At 71.6% G+C, this 23,241-nt stretch carries 20 protein-coding genes; 4 read left to right on the plus strand and 16 right to left on the minus strand.

Features of this window, described 5'->3' with window-relative positions; all coding sequences use genetic code 11:
• Window positions 1-50: 50 nt before the first annotated feature.
• The 8 genes from ACLQ2R_RS14160 to ACLQ2R_RS14195 form a co-directional block, all read right to left on the minus strand.
• Window positions 51-1,334: an activator-dependent family glycosyltransferase gene (locus tag ACLQ2R_RS14160; protein ID WP_425959937.1), complete on the minus strand. Its 1,284-nt coding sequence runs from the start codon at window positions 1,332-1,334 to the stop codon at window positions 51-53.
• 26 nt (window positions 1,335-1,360) lie between these two features.
• The gene (locus ACLQ2R_RS14165; RefSeq protein ID WP_425959938.1) at window positions 1,361-2,617 is read right to left on the minus strand and encodes an activator-dependent family glycosyltransferase; all 1,257 of its coding nucleotides are present in this window, start codon (window positions 2,615-2,617) and stop codon (window positions 1,361-1,363) included.
• A 26-nt stretch (window positions 2,618-2,643) separates the two neighbouring features.
• Entirely contained in the window at window positions 2,644-3,912 is a 1,269-nt protein-coding gene (locus tag ACLQ2R_RS14170) for an activator-dependent family glycosyltransferase (protein ID WP_425959939.1), read from the minus strand.
• Between the two features lie 23 nt (window positions 3,913-3,935).
• Window positions 3,936-5,051, minus strand: a complete 1,116-nt coding sequence (locus ACLQ2R_RS14175) for a DegT/DnrJ/EryC1/StrS family aminotransferase (protein ID WP_425959940.1) — start codon at window positions 5,049-5,051, stop codon at window positions 3,936-3,938.
• A 32-nt stretch (window positions 5,052-5,083) separates the two neighbouring features.
• Window positions 5,084-6,937: a fatty acyl-AMP ligase gene (locus ACLQ2R_RS14180; RefSeq protein WP_425959941.1), complete on the minus strand. Its 1,854-nt coding sequence runs from the start codon at window positions 6,935-6,937 to the stop codon at window positions 5,084-5,086.
• 44 nt (window positions 6,938-6,981) lie between these two features.
• Window positions 6,982-7,557 (minus strand): LmbU family transcriptional regulator, encoded by a 576-nt coding sequence (locus ACLQ2R_RS14185; protein WP_425959942.1) that lies wholly within the window; start codon window positions 7,555-7,557, stop codon window positions 6,982-6,984.
• Window positions 7,558-7,819: 262 nt separating this feature from the next.
• Window positions 7,820-8,131: a hypothetical protein gene (locus ACLQ2R_RS14190; protein WP_425959943.1), complete on the minus strand. Its 312-nt coding sequence runs from the start codon at window positions 8,129-8,131 to the stop codon at window positions 7,820-7,822.
• Complete coding sequence (locus ACLQ2R_RS14195; RefSeq protein ID WP_425959944.1) at window positions 8,128-8,745, minus strand: GNAT family N-acetyltransferase; 618 nt, start codon at window positions 8,743-8,745, stop codon at window positions 8,128-8,130. Before ACLQ2R_RS14195 ends, ACLQ2R_RS14190 begins: the two co-directional genes overlap by 4 nt.
• 306 nt (window positions 8,746-9,051) lie before the next feature.
• Between ACLQ2R_RS14195 and ACLQ2R_RS14200 the strand changes: the two genes are divergently transcribed.
• Together ACLQ2R_RS14200 and ACLQ2R_RS14205 are read left to right on the plus strand one after the other, a co-directional pair.
• Window positions 9,052-10,281: an acyl-CoA dehydrogenase family protein gene (locus ACLQ2R_RS14200; protein ID WP_425959945.1), complete on the plus strand. Its 1,230-nt coding sequence runs from the start codon at window positions 9,052-9,054 to the stop codon at window positions 10,279-10,281.
• A gap of 7 nt (window positions 10,282-10,288) precedes the next feature.
• The gene (locus tag ACLQ2R_RS14205; protein ID WP_425959946.1) at window positions 10,289-11,584 is read left to right on the plus strand and encodes an activator-dependent family glycosyltransferase; all 1,296 of its coding nucleotides are present in this window, start codon (window positions 10,289-10,291) and stop codon (window positions 11,582-11,584) included.
• A 76-nt stretch (window positions 11,585-11,660) separates the two neighbouring features.
• Here the strand turns inward: ACLQ2R_RS14205 and ACLQ2R_RS14210 are convergent, their stop codons facing one another.
• The 7 genes from ACLQ2R_RS14210 to rfbA all read right to left on the minus strand — a co-directional run bounded on the left by ACLQ2R_RS14210 (window position 11,661) and on the right by rfbA (window position 18,648).
• The gene (locus ACLQ2R_RS14210) at window positions 11,661-11,933 is read right to left on the minus strand and encodes a phosphopantetheine-binding protein (RefSeq protein WP_425959947.1); all 273 of its coding nucleotides are present in this window, start codon (window positions 11,931-11,933) and stop codon (window positions 11,661-11,663) included.
• A gap of 13 nt (window positions 11,934-11,946) precedes the next feature.
• The gene (locus ACLQ2R_RS14215) at window positions 11,947-13,470 is read right to left on the minus strand and encodes an amino acid adenylation domain-containing protein (protein WP_425959948.1); all 1,524 of its coding nucleotides are present in this window, start codon (window positions 13,468-13,470) and stop codon (window positions 11,947-11,949) included.
• Window positions 13,467-14,609, minus strand: a complete 1,143-nt coding sequence (locus ACLQ2R_RS14220) for an acyl-CoA dehydrogenase family protein (RefSeq protein WP_425959949.1) — start codon at window positions 14,607-14,609, stop codon at window positions 13,467-13,469. Before ACLQ2R_RS14220 ends, ACLQ2R_RS14215 begins: the two co-directional genes overlap by 4 nt.
• 27 nt (window positions 14,610-14,636) lie before the next feature.
• The gene (locus ACLQ2R_RS14225; RefSeq protein ID WP_425959950.1) at window positions 14,637-15,677 is read right to left on the minus strand and encodes a ketoacyl-ACP synthase III family protein; all 1,041 of its coding nucleotides are present in this window, start codon (window positions 15,675-15,677) and stop codon (window positions 14,637-14,639) included.
• Window positions 15,678-15,749: 72 nt separating this feature from the next.
• Window positions 15,750-16,535, minus strand: a complete 786-nt coding sequence (locus ACLQ2R_RS14230; RefSeq protein WP_425959951.1) for an NAD-dependent epimerase/dehydratase family protein — start codon at window positions 16,533-16,535, stop codon at window positions 15,750-15,752.
• 177 nt (window positions 16,536-16,712) lie between these two features.
• Window positions 16,713-17,753, minus strand: coding sequence for a dTDP-glucose 4,6-dehydratase (rfbB, locus tag ACLQ2R_RS14235; RefSeq protein WP_425959952.1), 1,041 nt, complete (start codon window positions 17,751-17,753; stop codon window positions 16,713-16,715).
• Window positions 17,754-17,775: 22 nt separating this feature from the next.
• Window positions 17,776-18,648 carry a glucose-1-phosphate thymidylyltransferase RfbA gene (gene rfbA, locus ACLQ2R_RS14240; protein WP_425959953.1) on the minus strand — a complete coding sequence of 291 codons (873 nt, stop codon included), beginning with the start codon at window positions 18,646-18,648 and terminating at the stop codon, window positions 17,776-17,778.
• A gap of 258 nt (window positions 18,649-18,906) precedes the next feature.
• Between rfbA and ACLQ2R_RS14245 the strand changes: the two genes are divergently transcribed.
• Together ACLQ2R_RS14245 and ACLQ2R_RS14250 are read left to right on the plus strand one after the other, a co-directional pair.
• Window positions 18,907-20,217: an activator-dependent family glycosyltransferase gene (locus ACLQ2R_RS14245; protein WP_425959954.1), complete on the plus strand. Its 1,311-nt coding sequence runs from the start codon at window positions 18,907-18,909 to the stop codon at window positions 20,215-20,217.
• An 11-nt stretch (window positions 20,218-20,228) separates the two neighbouring features.
• Window positions 20,229-20,942, plus strand: a complete 714-nt coding sequence (locus ACLQ2R_RS14250) for a class I SAM-dependent DNA methyltransferase (RefSeq protein WP_425959955.1) — start codon at window positions 20,229-20,231, stop codon at window positions 20,940-20,942.
• Here ACLQ2R_RS14250 and ACLQ2R_RS14255 read toward each other — a convergent pair.
• Window positions 20,888-23,047, minus strand: a complete 2,160-nt coding sequence (locus ACLQ2R_RS14255) for a BTAD domain-containing putative transcriptional regulator (RefSeq protein WP_425960048.1) — start codon at window positions 23,045-23,047, stop codon at window positions 20,888-20,890. The genes ACLQ2R_RS14250 and ACLQ2R_RS14255 overlap by 55 nt on opposite strands.
• Between the last annotated feature and the right edge of the window lie 194 nt (window positions 23,048-23,241).

The following is a 23,241-nucleotide window of genomic DNA, read 5'->3' on the forward strand; positions in this document are numbered from 1 at the left end:
CCGCGATGTGGCGGGGCCGCCCCCGGCCCCGCCACCGCTTCGTCGACGGCCTACCGGGACTTCACGGCCTGCCGGGACGCGCCGGAGCGGTGCAGCGCGGTGAGTCGTTCCAGTTCGGGGACGAGCTGGTTGGGGCCGGGGGTGGCGTGGGTCTCCTGCTGGAGGCGTCGGGCGGCCTCGGCGAAGGAGGGTTCGTTCAGCAGGCGCAGCAGGTGTTCGCGCACCCGGGGTCCGGTGGCCTGGCTGCTGTGCAGGGTGAGGCCGGCGCCCTGCCGGGCGAGGAGTTCGCCCTTGAGGGGGGCGTCGAACATGTCGGCGAGGATGAGCTGGGGGACGGCGTTGACGACGCTGGTGGAGAAGGAGCCCCCGCCGCCGTGGTGGATCATCACCGAGCAGGTGGGGGTCAGGGCGTGCAGGGGGACGAAGGAGACCAGGCGCACGTTGCCGGGGACGTGGGTCAGCTCGCCCTGCTGCTTGTCGGGGAGCGTGGCCACGACCTCGATGTCGAGGTCGGCCAGGCTGGTGAGGATGTCCTGCACGCCGACCGAGTAGCCGTCGAGGCGTTCGGTGGCCGAGGTGCCCAGCGTCAGGCAGACCCGGGGCCTGGTCGGCGGGGTGTGCAGCCAGGGCGGGACGACCGCGGGGCCGTTGTAGGGGATGTAGCGCAGCGGCAGGTACGTCAGCGGCACGTCCAGGCGCAGCGAGGTGGGCGTGTAGTCGATCGTGAAGTGCCCGGTCGTCATGTTCTCGGAGAACGGCACCCCCCAGCGTTCGGCGTGCGGCCGCAGCCAGTCGGCGAACGCGTCCTGCCGGTCGCCGGGCGGCTGCTCCGCCATGACGCGCAGGTAGTGGCCGCGCATCCGGGCCGTCAGGTCCAGCCCCCACATGAAGCGGGCGTGCGCGGCGCCGCACGCCTCGGCCGCGATCGCCCCCGCGTAGGTCAGCGGCTCCCAGATCACCAGGTCCGGCTCCCACTGACGGCAGAAGGCGGCCAGGTCCCCGATCATGGGGTCGTTCACCACCCGCCACCACCACGGCACCAGCCCGCTGTAGCCCCACGTCAGGTGCTCCCAGGTGAGCACTTCGGGCCGGTCCTCGGCCATGTCGAAGGCCGGGGCGCCGGGCGCCGCCCTCTCCCTGACCTTGGACAGGCGCCGCAGTTGGTGGTCCCTGCCGACCGGGACGGCGGTCAGGCCCGCACCGGTGACGACGTCGGTCAGCTCGGGCTGGCTGGCCACCCGCACCTCGTGGCCGGCGTTGCGCAGCGCCCAGGCCAGCGGCACCATCCCGAGGAAGTGGCTCTTCTCGGCGTGTGACGTGAACAGGACCCGCATGGTCTTTCCTTCCTGTGGCGCGCCGCTCAGCTCACGGCGGTGCCGCGGTGCAGTGCGGTGAGTCGTTCCAGTTCGGGGACGAGCTGGTTGGGGCCGGGGGTGGCGTGGGTCTCCTGCTGGAGGCGTCGGGCGGCCTCGGCGAAGGAGGGTTCGTTCAGCAGGCGCAGCAGGTGTTCGCGCACCCGGGGTCCGGTGGCCTGGCTGCTGTGCAGGGTGAGGCCGGCGCCCTGCCGGGCGAGGAGTTCGCCCTTGAGGGGGGCGTCGAACATGTCGGCGAGGATGAGCTGGGGGACGGCGTTGACGACGCTGGTGGAGAAGGAGCCCCCGCCGCCGTGGTGGATCATCACCGAGCAGGTGGGGGCCAGGACGTGCAGGGGGACGAAGGAGACCAGGCGCACGTTGCCGGGAACGTGCGTCAGCTCGCCCTGCTGCTTCTCCGGCAGGGTCGCGACGACCTCGATGTCGAGATCGGCGAGGCTGGTGAGGATGTCCTGGACGGGCACGGAGTAGCCGTCCAGACGTTCGGTGGCCGAGGTGCCCAGCGTCAGGCAGACCCGCGGCCTGGTCGGCGGGACCTGCAGCCACGGCGGGACGACCGCGACGCCGTTGTAGGGGATGTAGCGCAGCGGCAGGTACGTCAGCGGCACGTCCAGGCGCAGCGAGGTGGGCGTGTAGTCGATGGTGAACTGCCCGGTCGTCATGTCCTCCGAGAACGGGACCCCGAAGCCCCGGGCGTGCACCCCCATCCACTGGGCGAGCGCGTCGGTGGCGACCCCCTCCTCCTGCCGGGCGCGCAGGTAGTGGCCGCGCATCCGGGCCGTCAGGTCCAGCCCCCACATGAAGCGGGCGTGGGCGGCGCCGCACGCCTTGGCCGCGATCGACCCGGCGTAGGTCAGCGGCTCCCAGATCACCAGGTCCGGCTCCCACTGACGGCAGTACTCGGTCAGCCCCGCGACCATGGGGTCGTTCACCACCCGGCACCACCACAGGACGTGCCCCTGGTAGCCGGTCTTGATCTGCTTCCAGGTGAGCATCTCGGGGCGGTTCTCCGCCATGTCGAAATCCTTCTCCTGGCCGGTGTCCTTGGCGAGCTGGAGAAGCCTGCCGAGCCCGTGGTTCTTGCCGACCGGGACGGCGGTCAGGCCCGCCCCGGTGATGACGTCGGTCAGTTCGGGCTGGCTGGCCACCCGCACCTCGTGACCGGCGTTGCGCAGCGCCCAGGCCAGCGGCACCATCCCGAGGAAGTGGCTCTTCTCCGCGTACGACGTGAACAGGACCCGCATGGTCTTTCCTTCCTGTGGCGCGCCGCTCAGCTCACGGCGGTGCCGCGGTGCAGTGCGGTGAGCCGTTCCAGTTCCGGGACGAGCTCGTTGGGGGTGGGCATGGCCTCGATCTCCGCGCGCAGCCTTCCCGCGGCCTCGGCGAAGGAGGGCTCGCCCAGCAGGCGCAGCAGGTGCTCGCGCACCCCGGGGCCGGTGGCGTCACGGGCGGGCAGGACGAGCCCGGCCCCCCGCCCCGCCAGGTTCCCGGCGAGGACCGGCTCGTCGAACAGCTTGGGGGTCATGAGCTGCGGCACGCCGTGGGCGGCCACCGTGAACACCGTGCCCGGTCCGCCGTGGTCGATCACGACCGAGCAGGTGGGGGCGAGGGCGTGCAGGGGGACGAAGGAGACCAGGCGGACGTTGCCGGGGACGTGCGTCAGCTCGGCCTGCTGCTTCTCCGGCAGGGTCGCCACGACCTCGATGTCGAGATCGGCCAGGCTGGTGAGGATGTCCTGGACGGGCACCGAGTAGCCGTCGAGGCGTTCGGTGGCCGAGGTGCCCAGCGTCAGGCAGACGCGGGGCCGCTCCGGCGGGACCCGCAGCCAGGGGGGGACGACCGCGGTGCCGTTGTAGGGGATGTAGCGCAGCGGCACGTAGGGGAGCGGCACGTCCAGGCGCAGCGAGGCGGGCGTGTGGTCGATCGTGAACTGCCCGGTCGTCATGTCCTCCGAGAAGGCGACACCGGCCTTGGCGCCGCGGGCACCCAGCCACTCGGCCATGGCGTCGCGCTCGCCGGGGCCCTGCTCGGCCAGGGCACGCAGGTAGTGGCCGCGCATCCGGGCGAACAGGTCCAGGCTCCACATCATCCGGGCGTGCGCCGCGCCGCACGCCTTGGCCGCGATCGCCCCCGCGAAGGTGGCCGGCTCCCAGATCACCAGATCCGGCTTCCAGTGCCGGCAGAAGTCCGTCAGGTCCACGATCATGGGGTCGTTCACGACCCGCCACCACCACGGCACCAGCTCGTCGTGGTACCCCCGGCGCAGGTACTCCCAGGTGAGCATCTCCGGCCGGTCCTCCGCCATGTCGAACGGCGGCGGGGCGTCCGGCTCGATGACGTCCGCGTGGGTGAGCAGCTGCTGCAGCATGTGGTTCGCGCCGACCGGGACGGCGGTCAGGCCCGCCCCGGTGACGACGCCGGTCAGCTCGGGCTGGCTGGCCACCCGCACCTCGTGACCGGCGTTGCGCAACGCCCACGCCAGCGGGACCATGCCCAGGAAATGGGTCCTCTCGGCGTGGCTGACGAACAGCACGCGCATGGGCCCGCTCCCGCCGCGCTCCGTCACAGGGCCGCCAGGACCTTGAGCAGCGACTCGACCACCATCGCCTGGTCGCTCTCGGTCAGCGACGGGTACATCGGCAGCGAGAAGATCTCCTTGGCCGCCGCCTCGGTGACGGGCAGGCTCCCGGCGGCGTACCCGAGCTTGGCGAACCCCGACATCGTGTGCACCGGCCAGGGATAGCTGATGTTGAGCGACACGCCGTAGGCCTTGAGCGCCTCGATGATGTCGTCGCGGCGCGGGTGGCGGACCACGTACACGTAGTACGAGTGCTCGTTGCCGGGGGCGACCGCGGGCACGACGACGTCGGTGCCGGCCAGCGCCTCGGCGTACCGCGCGGCGACGGCCCTGCGGGCCGCGACGTAGCCGTCCAGCCGGGTCAGCTTGCGGCGCAGGATCTCGGCGTGCACCTCGTCCAGGCGGCTGTTGTGCCCCGGCGTGCGCTCGACGTAGTAGCGCTCCTTCATGCCGTAGTAGCGCAGCTGCCGCAGCGCCGCGTCCACCTGGGGGTCGGAGGTGATCGCCGCCCCGCCGTCGCCGTAGGTGCCGAGAACCTTGGTCGGGTAGAAGGAGAACGCGGCGGCCTCGCCCATCGAGCCGGCGATCCGGCCGTGGTGGCGGGCCGCGTGCGCCTGCGCGCAGTCCTCCAGGATCACCAGGCCGTGCCGGACGGCGATCTCCCGCAGCGGCTCCATGTCGACGCACTGGCCGTACAGGTGCACCGGCAGCAGGCAGCGGGTCCGCTCGGTGATCGCCGCCTCCACCTGCCCGACGTCCATGAGGTAGGTGTCCTCGTGCACGTCGACGAAGACCGGGGTGGCGCCGGTGGCGTCGACGGCCAGGACCGTGGGCGCCGCCGTGTTCGACACGGTGATCACCTCGTCGCCGGGACCGACGCCCAGCGCCTGCAGGGCCAGCACGATCGCGTTGGTCCCGTTGTCCACGCCCACGCAGTGGGGGACGCCGTGGTAGGCGGCGAAGTCCGCCTCGAAGTCCCGCACGGCCCGGCCGAGCACGAGCTGGCCCGAGCGGAACACGGTGTCGACCGCGTCGAGGATGTCCTCCCGCTCGTTCTCGTACTCCTGCAGATAGTCCCAGACGTAAAGGGGCCTGGACATAACATCACCTCCGGATGGGAAGCCGCTTCGGCTCAGTGGGCGAGATCGCCGCGGAGGTACCGCTCGCGGCAGGCGCCACGGCGGATCTTCCCACTGGTCGTCCGCGGCAGGGTGCCGCGCCGTACGAGGACGAGGTCGTGCGCGGTCAGGCCGTGATGGCGGGTGATCTCCTGGCGCAGGTCGCGCAGGATCGCCTCCCGGTCGGGCCCGCCGGCCGCCAGGAGCGCCGGATCGGCCTCGACGAGGACGACGAGCCGCTCCTCACCGTCGATCCCGGCGGAGAACGCGGCGGCCGACCCCTCGGAGGCGACCTCCGAGCCCGCGTCCCGCGCGGCCTGCACGGTCGCCTCGATGTCGTCGGGGTAGTGGTTACGGCCACGAATGATGATCATGTCCTTGGCCCTGCCGACCACGTGCACGCGCCCGTCCAGCAGGAAGCCGAGGTCGCCCGTGCGCAGCCAGGGGCCGGGGAGCAGGTCGCCGTCGGCCTCGACGAGGTGCTTGGCGAAGACGGCGGCCGACCGTTCGGGCCGGTTCCAGTAGCCGTCGGCCACGTTCGGGCCGCTCACCCAGATCTCGCCGACCCGGCCGTCCGGCAGCGCGCCCAGGTCCTCGCGGTGCCGGATCCGCACCGACACCCCCAGGCTCGGCGTCCCGCACGACACGATGCGCACCGTGTCCGGGCTGCCCGGCGGGAGCTCGCGGGCCTCGCCGGCGGCCAGGGCCTCGCGGTCGAAGCACCGGTCGGTCATGCCCTCGCCCACCCGCGGGGCACTGACGGGAAGGGTCGCCTCGGCCAGGCCGTAGCAGGGGGAGGGGGCGGTGGGCGACAGGCCGCCGGCCGCGAACGCCGAGGTGAACGCCTCGGTGGACTCGGCGTACACCGGCTCCGCCGCGATCGTCAGCAGCCGCAGCGAGCTCAGGTCCAGCTCGCTCCTGCGTTCCCCGGTCACCCGGCGCACGCACTGGACCAGGCTGGAGCTCGGCGTGATGCTCCAGTCGGCCCGGTAGTCGGAGATCATGCGCAGCCAGCGGTAGGGGTCCTGCACGAAGGCCATCGGGCTGAGGTTGACCGAGTGCGCGCCCGCGCCCAGCGGGTTGACGATCCCGCAGACGAGGCCGAAGTCGTGGAAGAACGGCACCCACGAGGCGATCACCGAGGACGGCCAGTGCGCCCTGATCTGGTGGTTGGTGACGGCCAGGTTCAGGTGCGTGACGCGCACGCCCGCCGGGGCGCCGGTCGAGCCCGACGTGTACTGCAGGTACGCCACGTCGCCCGGCGCCATGGGCGGTCTGCGCCAGTGCCCGGCCTCGCTTGAGGAGACCTCGTCGACGCAGACCAGGCCGGGCGCGCCGCCGGTGCCGTCGCTGTCCTCGGCGGGGGTGCCGGTGGCGTTCATGTCGTCCAGCAGCCGCTGGACGGAGGAGCGCACCGCGGAGGTGGTGAGCACGCACCGCGGCGCGCAGTCCCCCATCACCGACAGCAGCCGCTCGTTGCTGCGCAGCGCCTCCGGCGCGTACAGCGGTACCGCGACGAGACCCGCGTACAGGCAGGCGAGGAAGGCCACGACGTAGCCGGGCTCGTGCGGGCAGAGCACCGCCACCCGGTCGCCCGGCTCGCAGCGCCGTTGCAGGACCGCCGCGACCGCGCGGACCCGCTCGTCCAGCTCGGCGTAGCCCATCGTCCGGTCGCTCTTCTCCCGGCGGCCGGTGTCCCGGCGCATCCCGTACTCCACGAAGGTGATCGCGGGGGAGGAGCCGGCCGTCCGGGCGTGCAGGCGGACGCTGTCGGGCAGGTAGCGGAGGCGGAGGTTCTCCGATCCCCGGACGGTGGTGACGGCGGTCTCGATGACGTCCTCGGAGGGGTCGCCGCTATCGGGGCTCAAGCTGTCTTCTCCGTCCGGTGGGCGGGCCCTGGGGCCCGGGTGGATCAGGCGGACTGGGGGAGGGCGTCCGACCGGGCGGCGGACTCCCTGGCCTCCAGGGCCGCCAGCGCCGCCCGGTCCAGGTTGGAGACCATCCAGACGAGCAGGTCCTGCTCGGTGCTCTCCGCGGCCTCCTGCCAGCGCTTCTTCTGCTCGGCGATGACGTTCATCTGGATGTGGGTGACCTCGTCGGTGATCCCGCCGTTGCGCTCGGCCTTGATGCGCCGGCGCAGCTCGTTGCGCGACCAGGCGCCCTTCTCCGCGCGGTTGAGCCAGATCTCCTGCTCCGGCTCGGGCAGGCTGGCCACCTCCGCGTGGTGCTGGAAGCTGAGCTTCTCCCGGCGCCGGGACAGGCTGAACTGCCGGGCCACCCACGCGTAGTTGCGCAGGGTCTGGTAGTCCAGGGAGGTCTCGGCGACCGCCCGCTTGTAGCGGTCGGGGTACTGGGCCTGGCCGTAGATCAGCCAGTCCCCCAGCCACCAGGCGGACGAGTCGGAGATGATGAAGATCTGCCGTCCCAGGCGGCTCCAGGCGGTCAGCGACATGTTCGGTGGGAGGGAGAGAGCCGTTCTCCTGGTCATACCCGGTGCGTCCAGTGCCATCCGCGCGTTGTGGGCCGGCCTGGCCTGTCCGTGATGTGTGGTCGCAAGACTCGGGTAACCGTTCACGTCTGTCGTCACGTCTGTCACACCCTTTCGCCTCGACGGATCCGTCGATGGCTGAGAGTTTGCCCTAGAGGTCACGGGAGAGTTCTAGACGCCGTCTAGACGACTTCGGGAGGCGCCGGTGCCGCCGGGGCGGCACCGTTCCCCCCGGTCAGCGGTATCGAGCCGTGCTTCACCGCTATGCCGGACCGTCTGCTCGCCCAGGGAGGCGTTCGACGACGAAATCCGCCAGATCGTCGAAGTTCCTGCCACCGAAACCGGCCATGTCGTCCAGGAGGGGAACGCCGTAGGCGTCCTCCAGGGCGAGGATCAGGAGGATGATGGAGAAGGAGTCGAGGTTGCCCAGCTCGCTGGGTTCGGTGATCTCTCCGAGGTCGGTCAGCTCGGGGATGGCGAGCTCGTTGGAGCTGAAAAGAACGATCTTCAGCGCCTCGCGCTCGATCCGCTCGCGGACGTCCTTCTTCTGGTCGGAAACGAACATCTCGGTCAACTCTGCTCTCCTGACGGCGTCTCGGCGGAATCGGCGGAATCGGCGGAATCGGCGGACGCCGCGTTCCGGCGCTGGAGTGGCGACTGCACGAGTTTGTTGAGGAGATCGGCGCCGTGCTCCTCCCAGAACTCGCGGTAGACGGCATAGATATGCACGTCCCGCAGCTCGCCCCGATCGTAAAGATGCTCGGGAAGAGTCGCCTCTTTGTGATCGGTGTCGAAGGTCGTGTGCAGAATCTGGAAATCCGGCTCGGAGGTCCAGAAATATATCTTCCTGACGTTCCACATCGCGAAGGCGTAGTTGATCGTCAGGAGCATGACCTCCGCGCCGACCCCGGTGCCCGCGGAGACCGGGTCGGTGAAGAAGCTCGCCCGCACGTGCCGGCCGGACAGGTCCAGGTGGTGGAAGGAGACGTACCCCACGACCTGGTCGGTGTCCTGGCGCTCCACGGTGAACTGCGCGGACACCTCCTTGGTGTACAGCGCGGCGAACACCTCGGCCGAGGGCAGGTCGTTCAGCCCGGCCTTGAGGAGGAGGTCGTGCGCCGTGAGGCCCTCCGGCGGGTTGGCGTGACGGAGCAGCGTCCTTCTGGTCTTGGTGTGGGGAAAGAGCACGTTCTTCCACCTTCAACTCGGCGTCGCGGCTGAATGGGATTACCTGGATAATTGTTCGGGCCGGGCGGGCGGCCGTCGACCGCGTCTGAAAGCGGTGGCCCCGTCTCGCCAGCGGGACAGATGCTAGTTCCGGGTGATCGATGGGTCAAGCTATTCTCCGGCGGTTCCGATGTCCATGCGAATGGCCTTTTTCGAGGGCACGGATAATTTGAAGGTTGATTTCTTCGTCCGGTAGCGGAAAAGTCGTTTGCGGTGCATGCGAAGGCAGTGGGCCGACGTGCGAACGAGGGGAAGCGGGATGGGCCGATGACAGTGCACACCGAGGACGCCGCGATGCAGGGAGAACTCCTCGAGCCGATCACGCCCGAGGGTCGCGAGCTGCTCCACCTCATCGAGAAGCACCGGCCGGCGATCGCGGAGGCCGCCCCGGGCAACGACAGGAACGGGACGTTCCCCCGCGACGTCTTCGCGGGCCTGCGCAAGGACGGCGTCCTCGGCGCCACCGTGCCCTCCGTGCTCGGCGGGCTGGGCGTCGACCGCCTGCACGACGTCTCCCTGGCGCTGCTGAAGGTCGCCGAGGCCGACGCCTCGACGGCGCTCGCCCTGCACATGCAGCTCAGCAGGGCGCTGACGCTCACCTACGAGTGGCGGACCGGTCCGGCCCACGCGCGGGCCCTGGCCGAACGGCTGCTGCGCGGCATGGGCTCTGGCGACGCCGTGGTCCCCACCGGCGTCAAGGACATCCCCCGCGACCGGCGCCTCACCACCCTGACGCCGGCCGACGGCGGCGGCTGGCTGCTGACGGGCGGCAAGACGCTGGTGAGCCTGGCGCCCATCGCGACCGACTTCGCGGTGTACGCCCAGACGCGCGTCCCCGGCGAGCGCTCCCGGTACGCGATGGCGGTCCTCACCCGCGACACCCCGGGCCTGACCGTGAAGGACAACTGGGACGGGCTCGGCATGCGGGCCTCGGGCACCGTGGACATCCTGTTCGAGGACTGCCCCATCGCCCCCGAGGACGTGGTGCTGCGCGGCCTGGCCGGGGAGCAGGACCTCGCCATGCTCGCGGGCCAGACGGTGAGCTCGATCACGATGCTCGGCATCTACACGGGCATCGCCCGGTCGGCGCGCGAGATCGCCGTCTCGACCCTGCTGAGCAGGGGGACGGCCGGCGCGGCCGGCGCCCGCACGCTGGTGGCCGAGATGGACGCGAAGCTCTTCGCGATGAGGTCCACGGTCGCGGCCGCCCTGGCCGTCTCCGACCGGCTCTCCTACGACGACACCGGCGACCCGCAGGAGCGCGGGCCCGCGATGATGACGCCGTTCCAGTGCGCGAAGATGACGGTGAACCAGATGGCGCCCTCCATCGTCTTCGACGCCCAGACCCTGATCGGCGGCGCCTCCTTCGTCGCCTCCCACCCGCTGGCGCGGCTCTACCGCGACGTGCGCGCGGGCGGCTTCATGCAGCCGTACACCTTCATCGACGCGGTCGACTACCTGAGCGCGCAGGCGCTGGGGCCCGTCAAGAGCGATTAGGGGAGTCATGCGCGTTCTCTTCACGGCGTACGCGGAGAAGACCCATTTCCTGGGGATGGTCCCGCTGGCGTGGGCGCTGCGCAACGCCGGTCACGAGGTGCGGGTGGCCAGCCAGCCCGAACTGACCGACGTCATCACCGGGGCGGGCCTGACCGCCGTCCCGGTCGGCACGGACCACATCCTGCACCGGCTGGTCGGGCGGACGAAGGACCAGCCGCAGACGGCGCCGCGGCAGCCCTCCTACGACCCGGCCGAGAACCGGCCCGAGGTGCTCACCTGGGAGTACCTGAAGAACGGGTACGGGGGGCAGTTCGTGCCGTGGTGGGCCCGGGTGGTGAACGATCCCATGATCGTGGACCTGACCGCGTTCTGCCGGCACTGGAAGCCCGACCTGGTGATCTGGGAGCCGGTCACCTACGCCGGGGCGATCGCGGCCAAGGCGTGCGGCGCGGCGCACGCCCGCATGCTGTGGAGCCTGGACCTGTTCGCCCGGATGCGCGGCCACTACCTGCGCGCCCTGGCCGGGCAGGGCCCCGGCGAGCGCGACGCCATGGCCGCCTGGATCGGCGCCCGCGCCGCCAAGGTGGGCACGGACTTCTCCGAGGAGATGACCAGCGGTCACTTCACGATCGACCCGACCCCGGGCTCGCTGAGGCTGGACCTGCCGCACACCTACGTGCCGTTGCGCTACATCCCCTACAACGGGGTCGCGGTCGTCCCCCCGTGGCTGCACACCCCGCCGTCGAAGCCGCGGGTCTGCCTGACGCTGGGCACCTCCGCCACCGAGCGCCTGGACGGCTACTCGGTCGGCGTGCAGGAGATCCTGACCAGCCTGGCCGACCTCGACATCGAACTCGTCGCGACCCTGCCGGAGAAGCAGCAGGCCGAGCTGACCCACGTCCCCGCCAACGTCCGCCTGGTCTCCTTCGTCCCGCTCCAGGCCCTCGCCCCCACCTGCTCGGCGGTGATCAGTCACGGGGGGAGCGGAACGTTCCTCACCATGGCCGGGCAGGGGGTGCCGCAGATCATCGAGCCGTTCATGTTCGACGACGAGCTCCGGGCCGAGCGGCTGGCCGCGCAGGGCGCCGGGCTGGTCATGCACGGCCGCGACGCCAGCGGCGAGAAGGTGCGCGAGCACCTGCTGCGCCTGCTGGGCGAGCCCTCCTTCGCCGAGGCCGCGAAAGGACTGCGCGCGGAGATCGAGGCCATGCCCACCCCCAACGAGCTCGTCCCGGAACTGGAACGGCTCACCGCCGAGCACCGCGGCACCGTCGCGGGCCGAGGTCACGCGCCGAGGTCGTGAGCCGGAGCCGATCGCGGCACCGTCGCGACCTGAACGACGCGATCCCCGGGGACGGTCCGCCCCCGGGGACGCGAGGTCAGGCCGGGGCCGCGTGCGGGACGAGTGCCGAGGTGAGGCCGCGGACGCTCTTGAAGGCCCGCGGGTCGATCGTCTCGAACGCCACGTCGATCCCCATCTCGTCGCGGATGTGGGCGACGAGCAGGGCGGTGTTGAGCGAGTTGAGGATCCCCCACTCCAGCAGCGGCGAGTCCTCGTCGAGCTCCCCGGCGGGGTCTCCCGACAGGAACCGCTCCCGGATGAAGGCGATCAGCCGATCCGATATCTCCCGCTCGGACAGGACGGTGCTCATAGGGGCGTCTCCTTCACGAATGGCCGTACGGCGTGGTCCCGGAGCTCAGGGCGGCCCGGTCGATCTTTCCGTTGCGGGTTCTGGGCAGCTCGCTCACGAGACGGATCTCGTCGGCGATCATGTAGGGCGGCAGCCGCTCCGCGCTGTGCCGCTTGAGCCCCAGCACGCCCGGGGCGGCACCCGGCGCGGGCAGCACGAACGCGCGCAGCCGCGCGTCGGCGCCCTCGCCGCTGACGACCACGGCGACGTCGGCCACCTGCGGGTGGCTGCCGAGGACGGCCTCGACCTCGCCGAGCTCCACCCGGTAGCCGCGGACCTTCACCATGTGGTCGCGGCGGCCGAGGTAGTCCAGCGCCCCGCCGGGGAGCACCCGCACGACGTCCCCGGTGGGGTACGGGCCCGCCTGGGGCTCGTGTCCCCAGTAGCCGAGCATCACCGTGGGCCCCTCCACGACCAGCTCGCCCTCCTCGCCGACGCCCGCCTCGCGCCCGTCGGGCCGCATCACCCGTACGACGTCGCCGCAGGTCGCGCGGCCGATCGGCACGGAGCGGTCGCGCGCCAGGTCGTCGGGGACGACCTCGTGGAAGGTGCAGACGTTGGTCTCGGTCGGGCCGTAGAGGTTGAGCAGCCGCGCGCCGGTCCAGGCCGCCAGGTCGCGCACCCCCGCGATCGGGAAGGGCTCGCCCGCGAAGAGCACCGCCCGCAGCGCGGCGGGCGGGGGCCCGTCCAGCAGGCCGCCGTCGCGCATCATCAGGGTCAGCGCGGAGGGCACCGAGTACCAGACGCTGACGCGCTCGCGGTGCAGGAACTCCACCATCCGGGCGGGCGCGTAGGCCAGCTCGGCCGGGACCGGGCAGACCGTCGCCCCGGCGGAGAAGGCCGCGTACAGGTCGAGCACCGACAGGTCGAAGGTGAACGGCGCGTGGTTGGCGAACCGGTCCTCCGGGCGGGCGTCCAGCTCGGCCGAGGCCCAGTCCACGAAGGCGCGGGCGGCGCGGTGGCTGACGCTCACGCCCTTGGGCGCGCCGGTCGAGCCGGAGGTGTAGAGCACGTACGCCAGGTCGTCGCCGGTGACGGGATGGTCGACCGGCGCGGGCCGCGGTCCCGCCGGGAGCTCCCGGTGCTCGCCGAGGTCCACGAGACGCGGACCCGCCGACCCGTCCCCGCTCCCGGTTTCGGTCCCGGAGGCGCCGGTGGAGGCGAGCGCCTCCAGGCGGTCGTCGCCGGCGCAGACGACGCGGGGGCGGCAGTCGCGGACCAGGGCGGCCACCCGGGCCGCCGGCGCGCTCTCCCCGGCCGGCACGTAGGCGGCGCCCAGGCGCAGCACGGCCTGCATCGCCACGACGGCGAGCGGCGTCTTGCCCTCCCAGATCACCACCCGGTCCCCGGGGCGCACACCCTCGCCGGCCAGCGCGTGCGCCAGGGCGTCGGCGCGCAGGTCGAGCTCCCGGTAGGTCATCTCACCGGCCGGGCCGGCCAGGGCCAGGTTGCCGGGGAAGCGGGCGGCGGCGTCGACGAGGAGCCGGTGCAGGCTCACAGTCCCAGCCCCCTGGCGACGAACTCCCGCTGGATCTCCGTGGTGCCCGAGAAGATCGTGCCGGGCACGGCGTCGCGCAGCTGCCGCTCGACGCCCGCGGCGCCCAGGTAGCCGGTCGCGCCGAGGACCTGGATCGCGTCCAGGCTGTTGGCCACGGCCGCCTCCGACACCGCGATCTTCGACAGGGCGGCGTGGGTAGCCGCGTCGGCGTCCCCCTCGTCCAGCGACCAGCACGCCCGGTAGAGCAGCAGCCGCGCACCCTCCAGCCGCTGCTTCATCGTGACCAGCTTGTGCGAGACGGCCTGGAAGTCGCCCAGGGCGCGGCCGAACTGGCGGCGCCCGCGCGCGTGCTCCACCGCGCGCCCGAGCTGCTCCTCCATCATCCCCAGGTAGATCGCGGGCAGGCAGGCCCGCTCCCAGGCCATCGAGCCCTGGAAGACGGCGCTGCCGCGTCCCTCGGCGCCGAGCCTGAACCGGGCCGGGACCCGGCAGCCGGAGAACTCCACCCGGCCGGCCGGGCAGCCGTCCAGGCCCATCTTCGCCATCGGCTCGCCCACCGTGACGCCCGGCAGGTCGCGGGGGACCGCGAAGGCGGTGACGCCGAGGAAGCCGAGACCGGGGTCGGTGGTGGCGTAGGTGACGATCAGGTCGGCGGCGGGCGCGTTGCTGGCGAACGACTTGACGCCGTCGAGCACGTAGTGGTCGCCGTCGGGCCTGGCGACGGTGGCGAGCCTGCTCACGTCGGAGCCCGCCCCGTCCTCGGTCATGGCGTTGGCCGCGACCAGCGCGCCGGAGGCCAGGCCGGGCAGCAGCTCCGCGCGTACGGCGTCGTCCGCGTTGTCGCGGACCGCCACGCAGCACGCCAGCAGGTGCGCCGACAGCGCGAACGCCAGGCCGGTGTCGCCGCTGCCCCGGGAGAACGTCTCCAGGGACAGCGCCGTGTCCAGGGCGCCGAGGCCGCCGCCGCCGTACCCGGCGGGCAGGCACAGGCCGGCCGCGCCCAGCTCCGCGGCGGCCCGCCAGCGCTCGCGCGTGAACGGCTCCCGCGGCGGGCCGTCCTCCTCGTACAGGCTCTTGCGCGCGCCGTCGAACATCGCGTCGCGCCGCTCACCGCGCGCGCCGCCGAGACCGAAGTCCATGGGCCGTGTCCCTTCCGACGCGGTGTCCTAGACCCACGAGGGGGTGTCGAGGATCTTCAGGACGGCACACGAGATGGTGATGCCGGGGCCGATGCCGCCCAGGAGCACGTGGTCGCCGGGACCGAGCTCCCCGGTGGACAGCAGGTGGTCCAGGGAGACCAGGTGGTCGCTGGCGCCGAGGTGGCCGACGGTCCTGGCGAAGTCCCAGCTCGACGTCGACATGGGCATGCGCAGCACCGCCATCCACCGGTGCTCGACGGCCTCGGGGGACAGGCTCGTGAAGATGGTGCGGGTGACGTCCGCCACCTTGATCTCCGCCTCGGCCAGGGTCCGGCTGAGGACCTGCATCATCCGCTGCTGCACGATGACCCAGGCGAGCGCGAGGTCGGTGTCGGCCGCGCACATCCGGCCGAACTCCTCGGCCCGCGCGCTGAAGTCGACGCTCTCCCCGGTGGTGGCGCTCGGCGGGAAGAGCGGGGTGCCCGCGCGGTGCAGCTCCTCGGCCTCGGGCACGGAGATCGAGCTCACCGCGAGCAGCCGGGCGAAGCCGGGCTCGCGGCTGAGCACCATCGCGCTCCCGGCGTCGCCGAGCACGAAGTCCGGCCCCGAGCACCAGCGGTCCATCCGGGCGGTGCCGAAGTTGTCGGCCGTGACGATCAGCGCGTCGCGGCCCCGCGGGTCGCCCGCCATGAACCCGCCGGCCAGCTCCAGGGCGCTCAGCACGCCGTTGCAGCCCTGGCGCAGCTCGACGGCCAGCAGGTCGCCGCCGACGAGGTGGTGCTGCAGGTAGTACTGCGGCGACCAGCCGTCGGGGCCCTGGTGCCAGACGTCGGCGTACAGCATCAGCCCCAGGGAGCCGGTGCCGCGCCCGCCGCGCGTGATCGCCTCCCGCGCCGCCCGCAGCGCCATCTCGGGGGCGGGGATGTCGCCCGCCACCGCCGCTCCGAGCATGTCGTGGACCTTGGCGTGCTCGGGCGTGCACAGCCCCTGCGCGACGGCCGACTCCACGCTGACCGTCGGCGGGACGAACGTGCCGACCCCCCGGACGAAGATCTCTGGTGTGCGCACTGCCCTGCCTCTCTGCTCGCCCGCGACCCGGCCTGGCCGTCGTGGCCCGTCGTGTCAGTGCTGTCGGTGCTGTCAGTGGTGGCCGGCCGGCTCGGGCGGCATCGGTGTCCCGTTCACCAGCTGGGAGGTCGCCTCCAGGTAGCGGTCGATCACGACGCGGTGGTAGCCGGGGCCGAAGCCCATCCGGCCGACCGCCGGCACCAGCCGCCGGAGCTTCTCCACGGAGATGTGGTGGGAGGTGCCCTCGTCGATGACCTGCCTGCGGGCCGTGACGCCGAGCCGCATCTCCAGGTGGTCGACGATCAGCGCGATCGGCACGGACTCCCCGGTGGCCACGTTGATCACCTGCTGGGTGGTGCCGGTGGCCAGCAGCAGGTCGATGACCCTGATCCAGTCGGCGATGTCGATGATGTCCCTGCGCGCGCTGCGGTACATCGTGAGGTTGTCGGACCGGATCTGCTCGATGAGCGAGGGGATCAGCCGGTTCGCGGGCACGTGCGGGCCGACGACGTAACCGAGCCTCAGGATCAGGTGGCTCACCCCGGAGTCCTGGACGCGCCGCTCCAGCGCGAGCTTGTGCCAGCCGTAGGGGGTGACGGGCTCCAGGGGCTCGTCCTCCAGGCCCCGGCAGCCCGCGCCGCCGTACATGCTCATCGACGCGGTCGAGAGGAACACGAGGGTCCGCCCCCGCCGGAGACACGTCTCGATCGTCTCGGCGACCAGAGCGGTTTCCCGTTCGTAGTCGGAGTCGGAATTCTTCCACAGCGACACACCGGCGGCGAGAATCGTCACCCCGGGATGCGCGCCCTCGATCGCGCGCAGGTGCCTCGCGAGAAAGCCATTTCCGATGATCTCCATTCCCAGCACCGCTTTCCAGCTCTGGAGGTTAACGTATCGGTTCCGCCCGTCACCATATAGCGGCGTCCGGAATAGGAAAGAACCCGCGGCCGGCGGCCGGAAGGCGTTTGTCCCGCCAGCGAGACAGATATGCGTTCTCCGGTGCTTTCTCCGCCGGGCGGCGGGAATTGCGGCGGGTCACACGCCGGCCGGTGTCCCGGCGCCGGGCGCCGGGCTCGCCGGAGGCGCTGCGGGCGCGGTGGCCTGCCCCTTCTTCAGCGGCTCCCACCAGTCGCGGTTCTCGGCGTACCAGCGGGCCGTGGCCGCCAGGCCGTCGGTGAAGGGGACCTGGGGCCGGTAGCCCAGCTCGGCCGTGATCTTGGAGCTGTCGACGGAGTAGCGCCGGTCGTGCCCCGGCCGGTCCTCCACCGGCAGGACCATGGACCAGTCCGCCCCGGCGATGTCGAGCAGCGCCCCGGTCAGCTCCCGGTTCGTCAGCTCGGCGTTGCCCCCGACGTTGTAGACCTCGCCGGGCCTGCCCCGCCACGCGACCAGGGCGATGCCCCGGCAGTGGTCGTCGACGTGCGCCCACTCGCGCACGTGCAGGCCGTCGCCGTACAGCGGCACCCGCTCCCCGTCGAGCAGGTTGGTGACGAACAGGGGGATGACCTTCTCGGGGAACTGGTAGGGCCCGTAGTTGTTGGGGCACCGGGTGATCGACACGGGGAAGCGGTAGGTGCGCGAGAACGCCCGCGCCAGCAGGTCGGCCGCGGCCTTGGAGGCCGAGTACGGGGAGTTGGGCTCCAGCGGGTGGCTCTCCACCCACGACCCCGTCTCGATGGACCCGTACACCTCGTCGGTGGAGACCAGGACGAACTTCCCGACGCCGCCGGCCAGCGAGGCCTCCAGCAGGGTCTGGGTGCCCACCACGTTGGTCGTGACGAAGTCGGCGCCGCTGTCGATCGACCGGTCCACGTGGGTCTCGGCCGCGAAGTGCACGACCAGGGAGGCCTCCTTGGTCAGCCGCGACATCAGCGAGGCGTCACAGATGTCGCCCTGGACGAACTCCAGCCGCGGATCGCCGGCGACGGAGGCCAGGCTCTCCATGGTCCCGGCGTACGTCAGTTTGTCCACGACGACGACCCGGGCGTCCTCGAAGCCCTCGTAGGCGCCCGAGAGCGTGCGCCGCACGAAGTTCGAGCCGATGAACCCGGCACCGCCGGTCACCAGGATCCGCATTTGGCTGCACCTTTGCTGTCAGTCACGCGAGTGATCGGGCGATGTCCATGACGTATCTGCCGTACACCGACTGGCTCATCTCGGTGCCGCGCCGGTAGCAGGCCTCGGCGTCGATGAACCCCATCCGCAGGGCGATCTCCTCCAGGCAGGCGACCCGCACGCCCTGGCGGCGTTCGAGGATCTGCACGTACTGGCTCGCCTCCAGCAGGGACTGGTGCGTCCCGGCGTCCAGCCAGGTGAAGCCCCGTCCCAGCGGCACCAGGGTCGCCTTGCCCTGTTCCAGGTAGACCCGGTTGACGTCGGTGATCTCCAGTTCGCCGCGGCCCGAGGGCCGCTGCTCCCTGGCGATGTCCACGACCTGCTTGTCGTAGAAGTACAGGCCCGTGATGGCCTGGTCGGAGCGCGGGAGACTCGGCTTCTCCTCGATGGAGATCAGCCGGCCGTCGGCGTCGAGCTCCCCGATGCCGTACCGCTCGGGGTCGCTCACCGGGTAGCCGAACATGACGCAGCCGTCGAGTTCCTCCCGGGCCCTGCGCAGCAGGTCGGGGAAGCCCGCGCCGTGGAAGAGGTTGTCGCCCAGCACCAGCGCGCAGGGGTCCCCGTCGATGTGCGCGTCACCCAGCAGGAACGCCTCGGCGATCCCGCGCGGCTCCGGCTGCGGCACGTAGCTGAAGTTCACGCCCAGCTGTGAGCCGTCGCCGAGAAGCGCCCTCAGCGACGGCAGGGTGTCCGGCGTGGAAATAATGAGGATGTCACGTATCTGGGCCAGCATCAGCACCGAGATCGGATAGTAAATCATCGGCTTGTCGTAGATGGGAAGCAACTGCTTGGAGGTCGCGAGGGTCAGCGGGTGTAAACGCGTCCCGTTTCCTCCGGCAAGGACTATGCCTTTCATCGGAGCTCCTGCGTTTTCGTCTTCGGCGGTGCCTGAGACTACTGTTCAGGCTCGCCGGGAAATCAACCCCCGCCGCCCGCCGAAAGGGTATTGCCTTTCGGCGGAGTGAATGTGATAGGGCTTGTGACGTGTCCCGGTCGTGACCGGCCTCGGCGGGGGCGCGGGGACGGCCGCTCCACCCGTCCCACGCTCGGAGGCGCCCGCGCGCCTCATCCCCGGAGGCCGGAAGGACGACCCGGAAGGACGACAAGGACGACCATGCGTATTCTGTTCGCCACCTACGCGGAGAAGTCACATTTCCTGGTCATGGTTCCGCTGGCGTGGGCACTGCAGGCCGAGGGGCACGAGGTCCGGGTCGCCAGCCAGCCCGACCTGACCGACGTGATCACCCGGTCGGGGCTGACCGCGGTGCCGGTGGGCAGGGACCACAGCCTCTGGCGGGCCAACAGGGCGTTCGGTTTCTTCGACCCCCGCGACGAGCACAAGCGGGCGGTGCCCCTCTTCGACCAGGCGGACAACAACCCCGAGCGGCTCACCTGGGAGCAGCTCAAGCAGGGGTACGCCCAGTTCGTCCCCTGGTGGTGCCGGCTGGTCAACGAGCCCATGATCGACGGGCTGACCGAGTTCTGCCGGAGGTGGGAACCGGACCTGGTCATCTGGGAGCCGGTGACCTACGCCGGGCCGATCGCGGCCAAGGCGTGCGGGGCGGTCCACGCGCGGTTCATGTGGACCCTGGACCTGTTCGGCCGGATGCGCGGCCACTACCTGCGGGTCAAGGAGCAGCAGCCGCCGGACGATCGCGCGGACCTGCTGCAGTCGTGGATCACCGCGCACGCGCGCAGGGTCGGCGTGGAGTTCTCCGAGGAGATGACGACCGGCAACTTCACGATCGACTACACGCCGCCCTCCCTGCGGATGCCGCCCGACCCGGGGGCGGGCCCCGAGCCCCACCACGTCCCGCTGCGGTTCGTCCCCTACAACGACCGCGCGGTGATCCCGCCGTGGCTGCGCGTCCCGCCCGAGCGGCCCCGCGTCTGCCTGACGCTGGGGACCACGTCGGTGGAGAACCTGGACGGCTACCTGGTGCCGGTGCAGGAGATCCTCGACGGCCTCGCCGACCTGGACGTGGAGATCGTCGCCACGCTGCCCGAGCAGCACCAGGCGCAGCTGGAGCGCGTGCCGGACAACGTCAGGCTGGTCAGCTTCGTGCCCCTGCACGCGCTGCTGCCGACCTGTACGGCGGTGATCGACCACGGCGGGAGCGGGACGTTCTTCACGGTGCTGGCGAGCGGAGCGCCCCAGCTGGTCCTGCCCAACCTGTTCGACGAGCCGCTGCGGGCGCGCTACCTCGCCGAGCAGGGCGCGGGCCTGACGATGCACAGCGGCGAGGCCACCGGCGCCCGGGTCAGGGAGGCGCTCCTGCGGCTGCTGGCGGAGCCGTCCTTCGCGCGGGAGGCGCGCAGGATCCGTGACGAGATGAGCGCCATGCCCGCACCGGCCGAGGTGGCGGCCGCCATCCCCGGTCTCGTCGAGACCTACCGCGCCGCCGTCCCGGCCGCCGGTCGCTGAAGGGAAGCACCATGTACGAGGCCGAGCTGGCGGACGTCTACGACGCGATCTACGCGGGGCGTGGCAAGGACTACGAGGCCGAGGCGGCGACCGTCGCGGAGCTGGTCCGCGAGCGCCTCCCCGGGGCGTCGTCGCTGCTGGACGTGGCCTGCGGGACCGGGTCGCACCTGAGGTTCTTCGCCGGGCTCTTCGACCACGTCGAGGGACTGGAGCTGTCGGCGGACATGCTGGCCGTGGCCAGGACGCGGATGCCGGACGTCCCCGCGCACGAGGGCGACATGCGCGACTTCGCGCTCGGCCGCACCTTCGACGCGGTCACCTGCATGTTCAGCTCCATCGCCTACATGCGCGACGACCGGGAGCTGGCGGCGGCCGTCGCGACGATGGCCGCCCACCTGAACCGGGGGGGCGTCCTGGTCGTCGAGCCGTGGTGGTTCCCCGGGTCGTTCCTGCCGGGCTACGTGGCCGGGGACGTGGTCACGGTGGACGGCCGCACCCTCTCCAGGGTCTCGCGCACGGTCCGCGAGGGCGACGCGAGCGTCATGGAGGTGCACTACGTGGTCGCCGACGCCGCCACGCCGGTACGCCACTTCACCGTCACCCACGTGAACACCCTGTTCACCCGGGAGCGGTACGAGGACGCGTTCGCGGCGGCCGGGCTGAAGGTGGACTACATCGAGGGCGGTCCCTCGGGGCGGGGGCTGTTCGCCGGGACGGCCGGATGACCCTCCGAGCGCGCGCGTAGGAAGGTCTGGATGAGATCCGGGAGCCGTTCCCTGACATTGCACACACCGTAGGCGCCCGCCTGGCGCACGGCGGCGCCGAGGTTGGACAGCTCGGTCTCGAACCAGGTCCTCGCCTGCTCGGCGCCGCGCAGGCGCAGCGCCGTCGCGCCGTCGGGCGGCAGGGGCGGCGGCGGCAGGGGGTAGCGCGAGGGGTACAGCAGGCGGATCGCGGCGTCCGCCGTGCGCAGGTAGTGGGTGACGAGCCGGGAGACGACGGCCCGGCGCGTCCGGTAGGACATCTCGGTCATGGCGCGGTCCTTGGCGTACGCGCGCAGCATGTCGTCGTGGAACCTGAGCCGGTTGCACGGCGTGATCCGCAGCAGGTGCCCGCTCAGCAGGGAGTCGACGATCCGCCGCGCGCGCTCGTGGCCGACGTCCGCCATGATCGCGGCCGTCACCAGGTCGAACGTCGAGCCGCCGTGCAGGCCCATCAGGCGGAACATCTCCGCGGCGTCGTCGGGCAGCGTGCTGTAGGAGGAGGAGAACACCGACCGCATCGACGACTGCTCGTCGCACTCGGTGTCGGCGCTCTCCAGCAGCTCGTCCCGCTCGGGGAGCGCCCTGCTGTCGACGGTGAGCTGGCCGTGGAAGCGGCTCGTCATCCGCTCCGCCGCGATCCGCAGCGCGATCGGAAGGTAGTCGCCGACCTGGCAGAGCCGGTCGGCCAGGGGATGCTCGGCCTCCCCGCTGGCCCGCCTGATGACGTTCCTCACCAGCGTGGCCGCGTCGTCCTTCGGCATGAGGTCCAGCGTCATGCGCAGGGCCCCGTCGCGGGTGGTCAGCCCCGACAGCCTGTTCCTGCTCGTCACCAGCACCAGGCAGGAGGGGTCGCCGGGCAGCAGGGGGCGTACCTGCTCGGCCGAGCGGGCGTTGTCCAGCACGATCAGGAGCCGCCGGCCCGCGACCAGGCTCCGGTAGCGGGAGGAGAGGGCCTGGACGTCCTCGCCCGTCTCGGGGGCGTTCCCGAGCCCGGTGAGCAGGTGGCCGAGCGCCTCGGCGGGCTCCATCGGCCGGGCCTCGTTGGAGAAGCCCCGCAGGTCCAGGTGGAGCTGGCCGCTCTGGTAGTCGTCGGTGAGCCCGCGGGCGAAGCGCAGGGCCAGGGCCGACTTGCCCACGCCGGGGGCGCCGCTGATCAGGATGACCCCGGCCTCGCCGCGGACGTCGGCGGCCGAGGCGAGCTCCTTCAGCCGCCGCAGCTCCTCGCTGCGCCCGGTGAACCCCGGGACGTCGCGGGGGAGCTGGGCGGGCACCACGAACGGCGCGAAGGAACCGGAGACGCGGGAGGTCAGCGTCACCGGGGAGGAGTCGGCGGCGGGGACGGGGGCGCGGAGGGTGCCGTTCAGGATCTGGTCGTGGCAGCGCAGCAGGTCCTCGCCCGGCTCGATGCCCAGCTCCCTGATGAGCAGGCGCCGCACGCTGTGGAACTGCTTGAGCGCGTCGGCCCGCCGGCCGCAGCGGTAGTGGGCCACCATGAGCAGGTAGTGCAGCCGTTCCCGCAGGGGGTGGGTGCGGACCAGGCCGGACAGGTCGCCGATGATCTCGCCCGCGCGGTCGGCCTCCAGCATGAGCTGGGCGCGGTCCTCTATGGCGGTGAAGCGCAGCTCCTCCAGGCGGATCCGCTCGGCGTCCGCCAGCGGGCCGACCGCGCCGTTCAGCGCGGGGCCGCGCCACAGGGCCAGCGCGGTGTCCAGCCTGCCGACGACCTCGGACCAGGTGCCCGAGCGCTGCAGGTGCCGGACGCCCTCCAGGTGCTCCTCGAAGATCTGGGAGTCGATCCGCTGCGGGTCGATCTCCAGCAGGTAGCCCGTGCCGTCGCCCACGAGCAGCGCGGACGGAGCCCTTCGCTGTCGCTTGGGCTCAAAAGTCCGCCTCAGGCGGGCTATATATGTATAAATGCTGCTTTCTACGGTTGTTGGGGGGTTTGTGCCCCAAACCGCATTGATCAGTTCCTGCCGGCTCACCGACGTCCCCGGACGTGTCGCCAGCGCGACGAACAAACTACGCTGAGTCGGCGAGCCAAGATCGAGCTCATCATCGCCTCGCATCGCGCGCACCGGCCCGAGGAGACGTACCTGTACCAGGTCGTTCAACGACGCTCTCCCAATCTCAGCCCGAGCGGAGATCTGGTGGAAAAACACCTGAGCGCCCGCTCAGGTACAAATGCTCGGACCTACGCGTATAGCCATATCTAGGCGAACGAAGCAGGAGCAAGCCGGGTTCCTGGGGTGACGCGATCGTT

Origin of the sequence: Streptosporangium sp. DT93 (genome assembly GCF_049844535.1) — a bacterium.
GTDB lineage: Bacteria > Actinomycetota > Actinomycetes > Streptosporangiales > Streptosporangiaceae > Streptosporangium.

Bases quoted from the DNA above. Each gene is read 5' to 3' on its own strand.
- ACLQ2R_RS14160 (WP_425959937.1), bottom strand. From the start codon at position 1,334: ATGCGGGTCCTGTTCACGTCACACGCCGAGAAGAGCCACTTCCTCGGG.
- ACLQ2R_RS14165 (WP_425959938.1), bottom strand. From the start codon at position 2,617: ATGCGGGTCCTGTTCACGTCGTACGCGGAGAAGAGCCACTTCCTCGGG.
- ACLQ2R_RS14170 (WP_425959939.1), bottom strand. From the start codon at position 3,912: ATGCGCGTGCTGTTCGTCAGCCACGCCGAGAGGACCCATTTCCTGGGC.
- ACLQ2R_RS14175 (WP_425959940.1), bottom strand. From the start codon at position 5,051: ATGTCCAGGCCCCTTTACGTCTGGGACTATCTGCAGGAGTACGAGAAC.
- ACLQ2R_RS14185 (WP_425959942.1), bottom strand. From the start codon at position 7,557: ATGACCAGGAGAACGGCTCTCTCCCTCCCACCGAACATGTCGCTGACC.
- ACLQ2R_RS14200 (WP_425959945.1), top strand. From the start codon at position 9,052: ATGACAGTGCACACCGAGGACGCCGCGATGCAGGGAGAACTCCTCGAG.
- ACLQ2R_RS14205 (WP_425959946.1), top strand. From the start codon at position 10,289: ATGCGCGTTCTCTTCACGGCGTACGCGGAGAAGACCCATTTCCTGGGG.
- ACLQ2R_RS14210 (WP_425959947.1), bottom strand. From the start codon at position 11,933: ATGAGCACCGTCCTGTCCGAGCGGGAGATATCGGATCGGCTGATCGCC.
- ACLQ2R_RS14220 (WP_425959949.1), bottom strand. From the start codon at position 14,609: ATGGACTTCGGTCTCGGCGGCGCGCGCGGTGAGCGGCGCGACGCGATG.
- ACLQ2R_RS14230 (WP_425959951.1), bottom strand. From the start codon at position 16,535: ATGGAGATCATCGGAAATGGCTTTCTCGCGAGGCACCTGCGCGCGATC.
- rfbB (WP_425959952.1), bottom strand. From the start codon at position 17,753: ATGCGGATCCTGGTGACCGGCGGTGCCGGGTTCATCGGCTCGAACTTC.
- rfbA (WP_425959953.1), bottom strand. From the start codon at position 18,648: ATGAAAGGCATAGTCCTTGCCGGAGGAAACGGGACGCGTTTACACCCG.
- ACLQ2R_RS14245 (WP_425959954.1), top strand. From the start codon at position 18,907: ATGCGTATTCTGTTCGCCACCTACGCGGAGAAGTCACATTTCCTGGTC.
- ACLQ2R_RS14250 (WP_425959955.1), top strand. From the start codon at position 20,229: ATGTACGAGGCCGAGCTGGCGGACGTCTACGACGCGATCTACGCGGGG.
- ACLQ2R_RS14255 (WP_425960048.1), bottom strand. From the start codon at position 23,047: ATGCGAGGCGATGATGAGCTCGATCTTGGCTCGCCGACTCAGCGTAGT.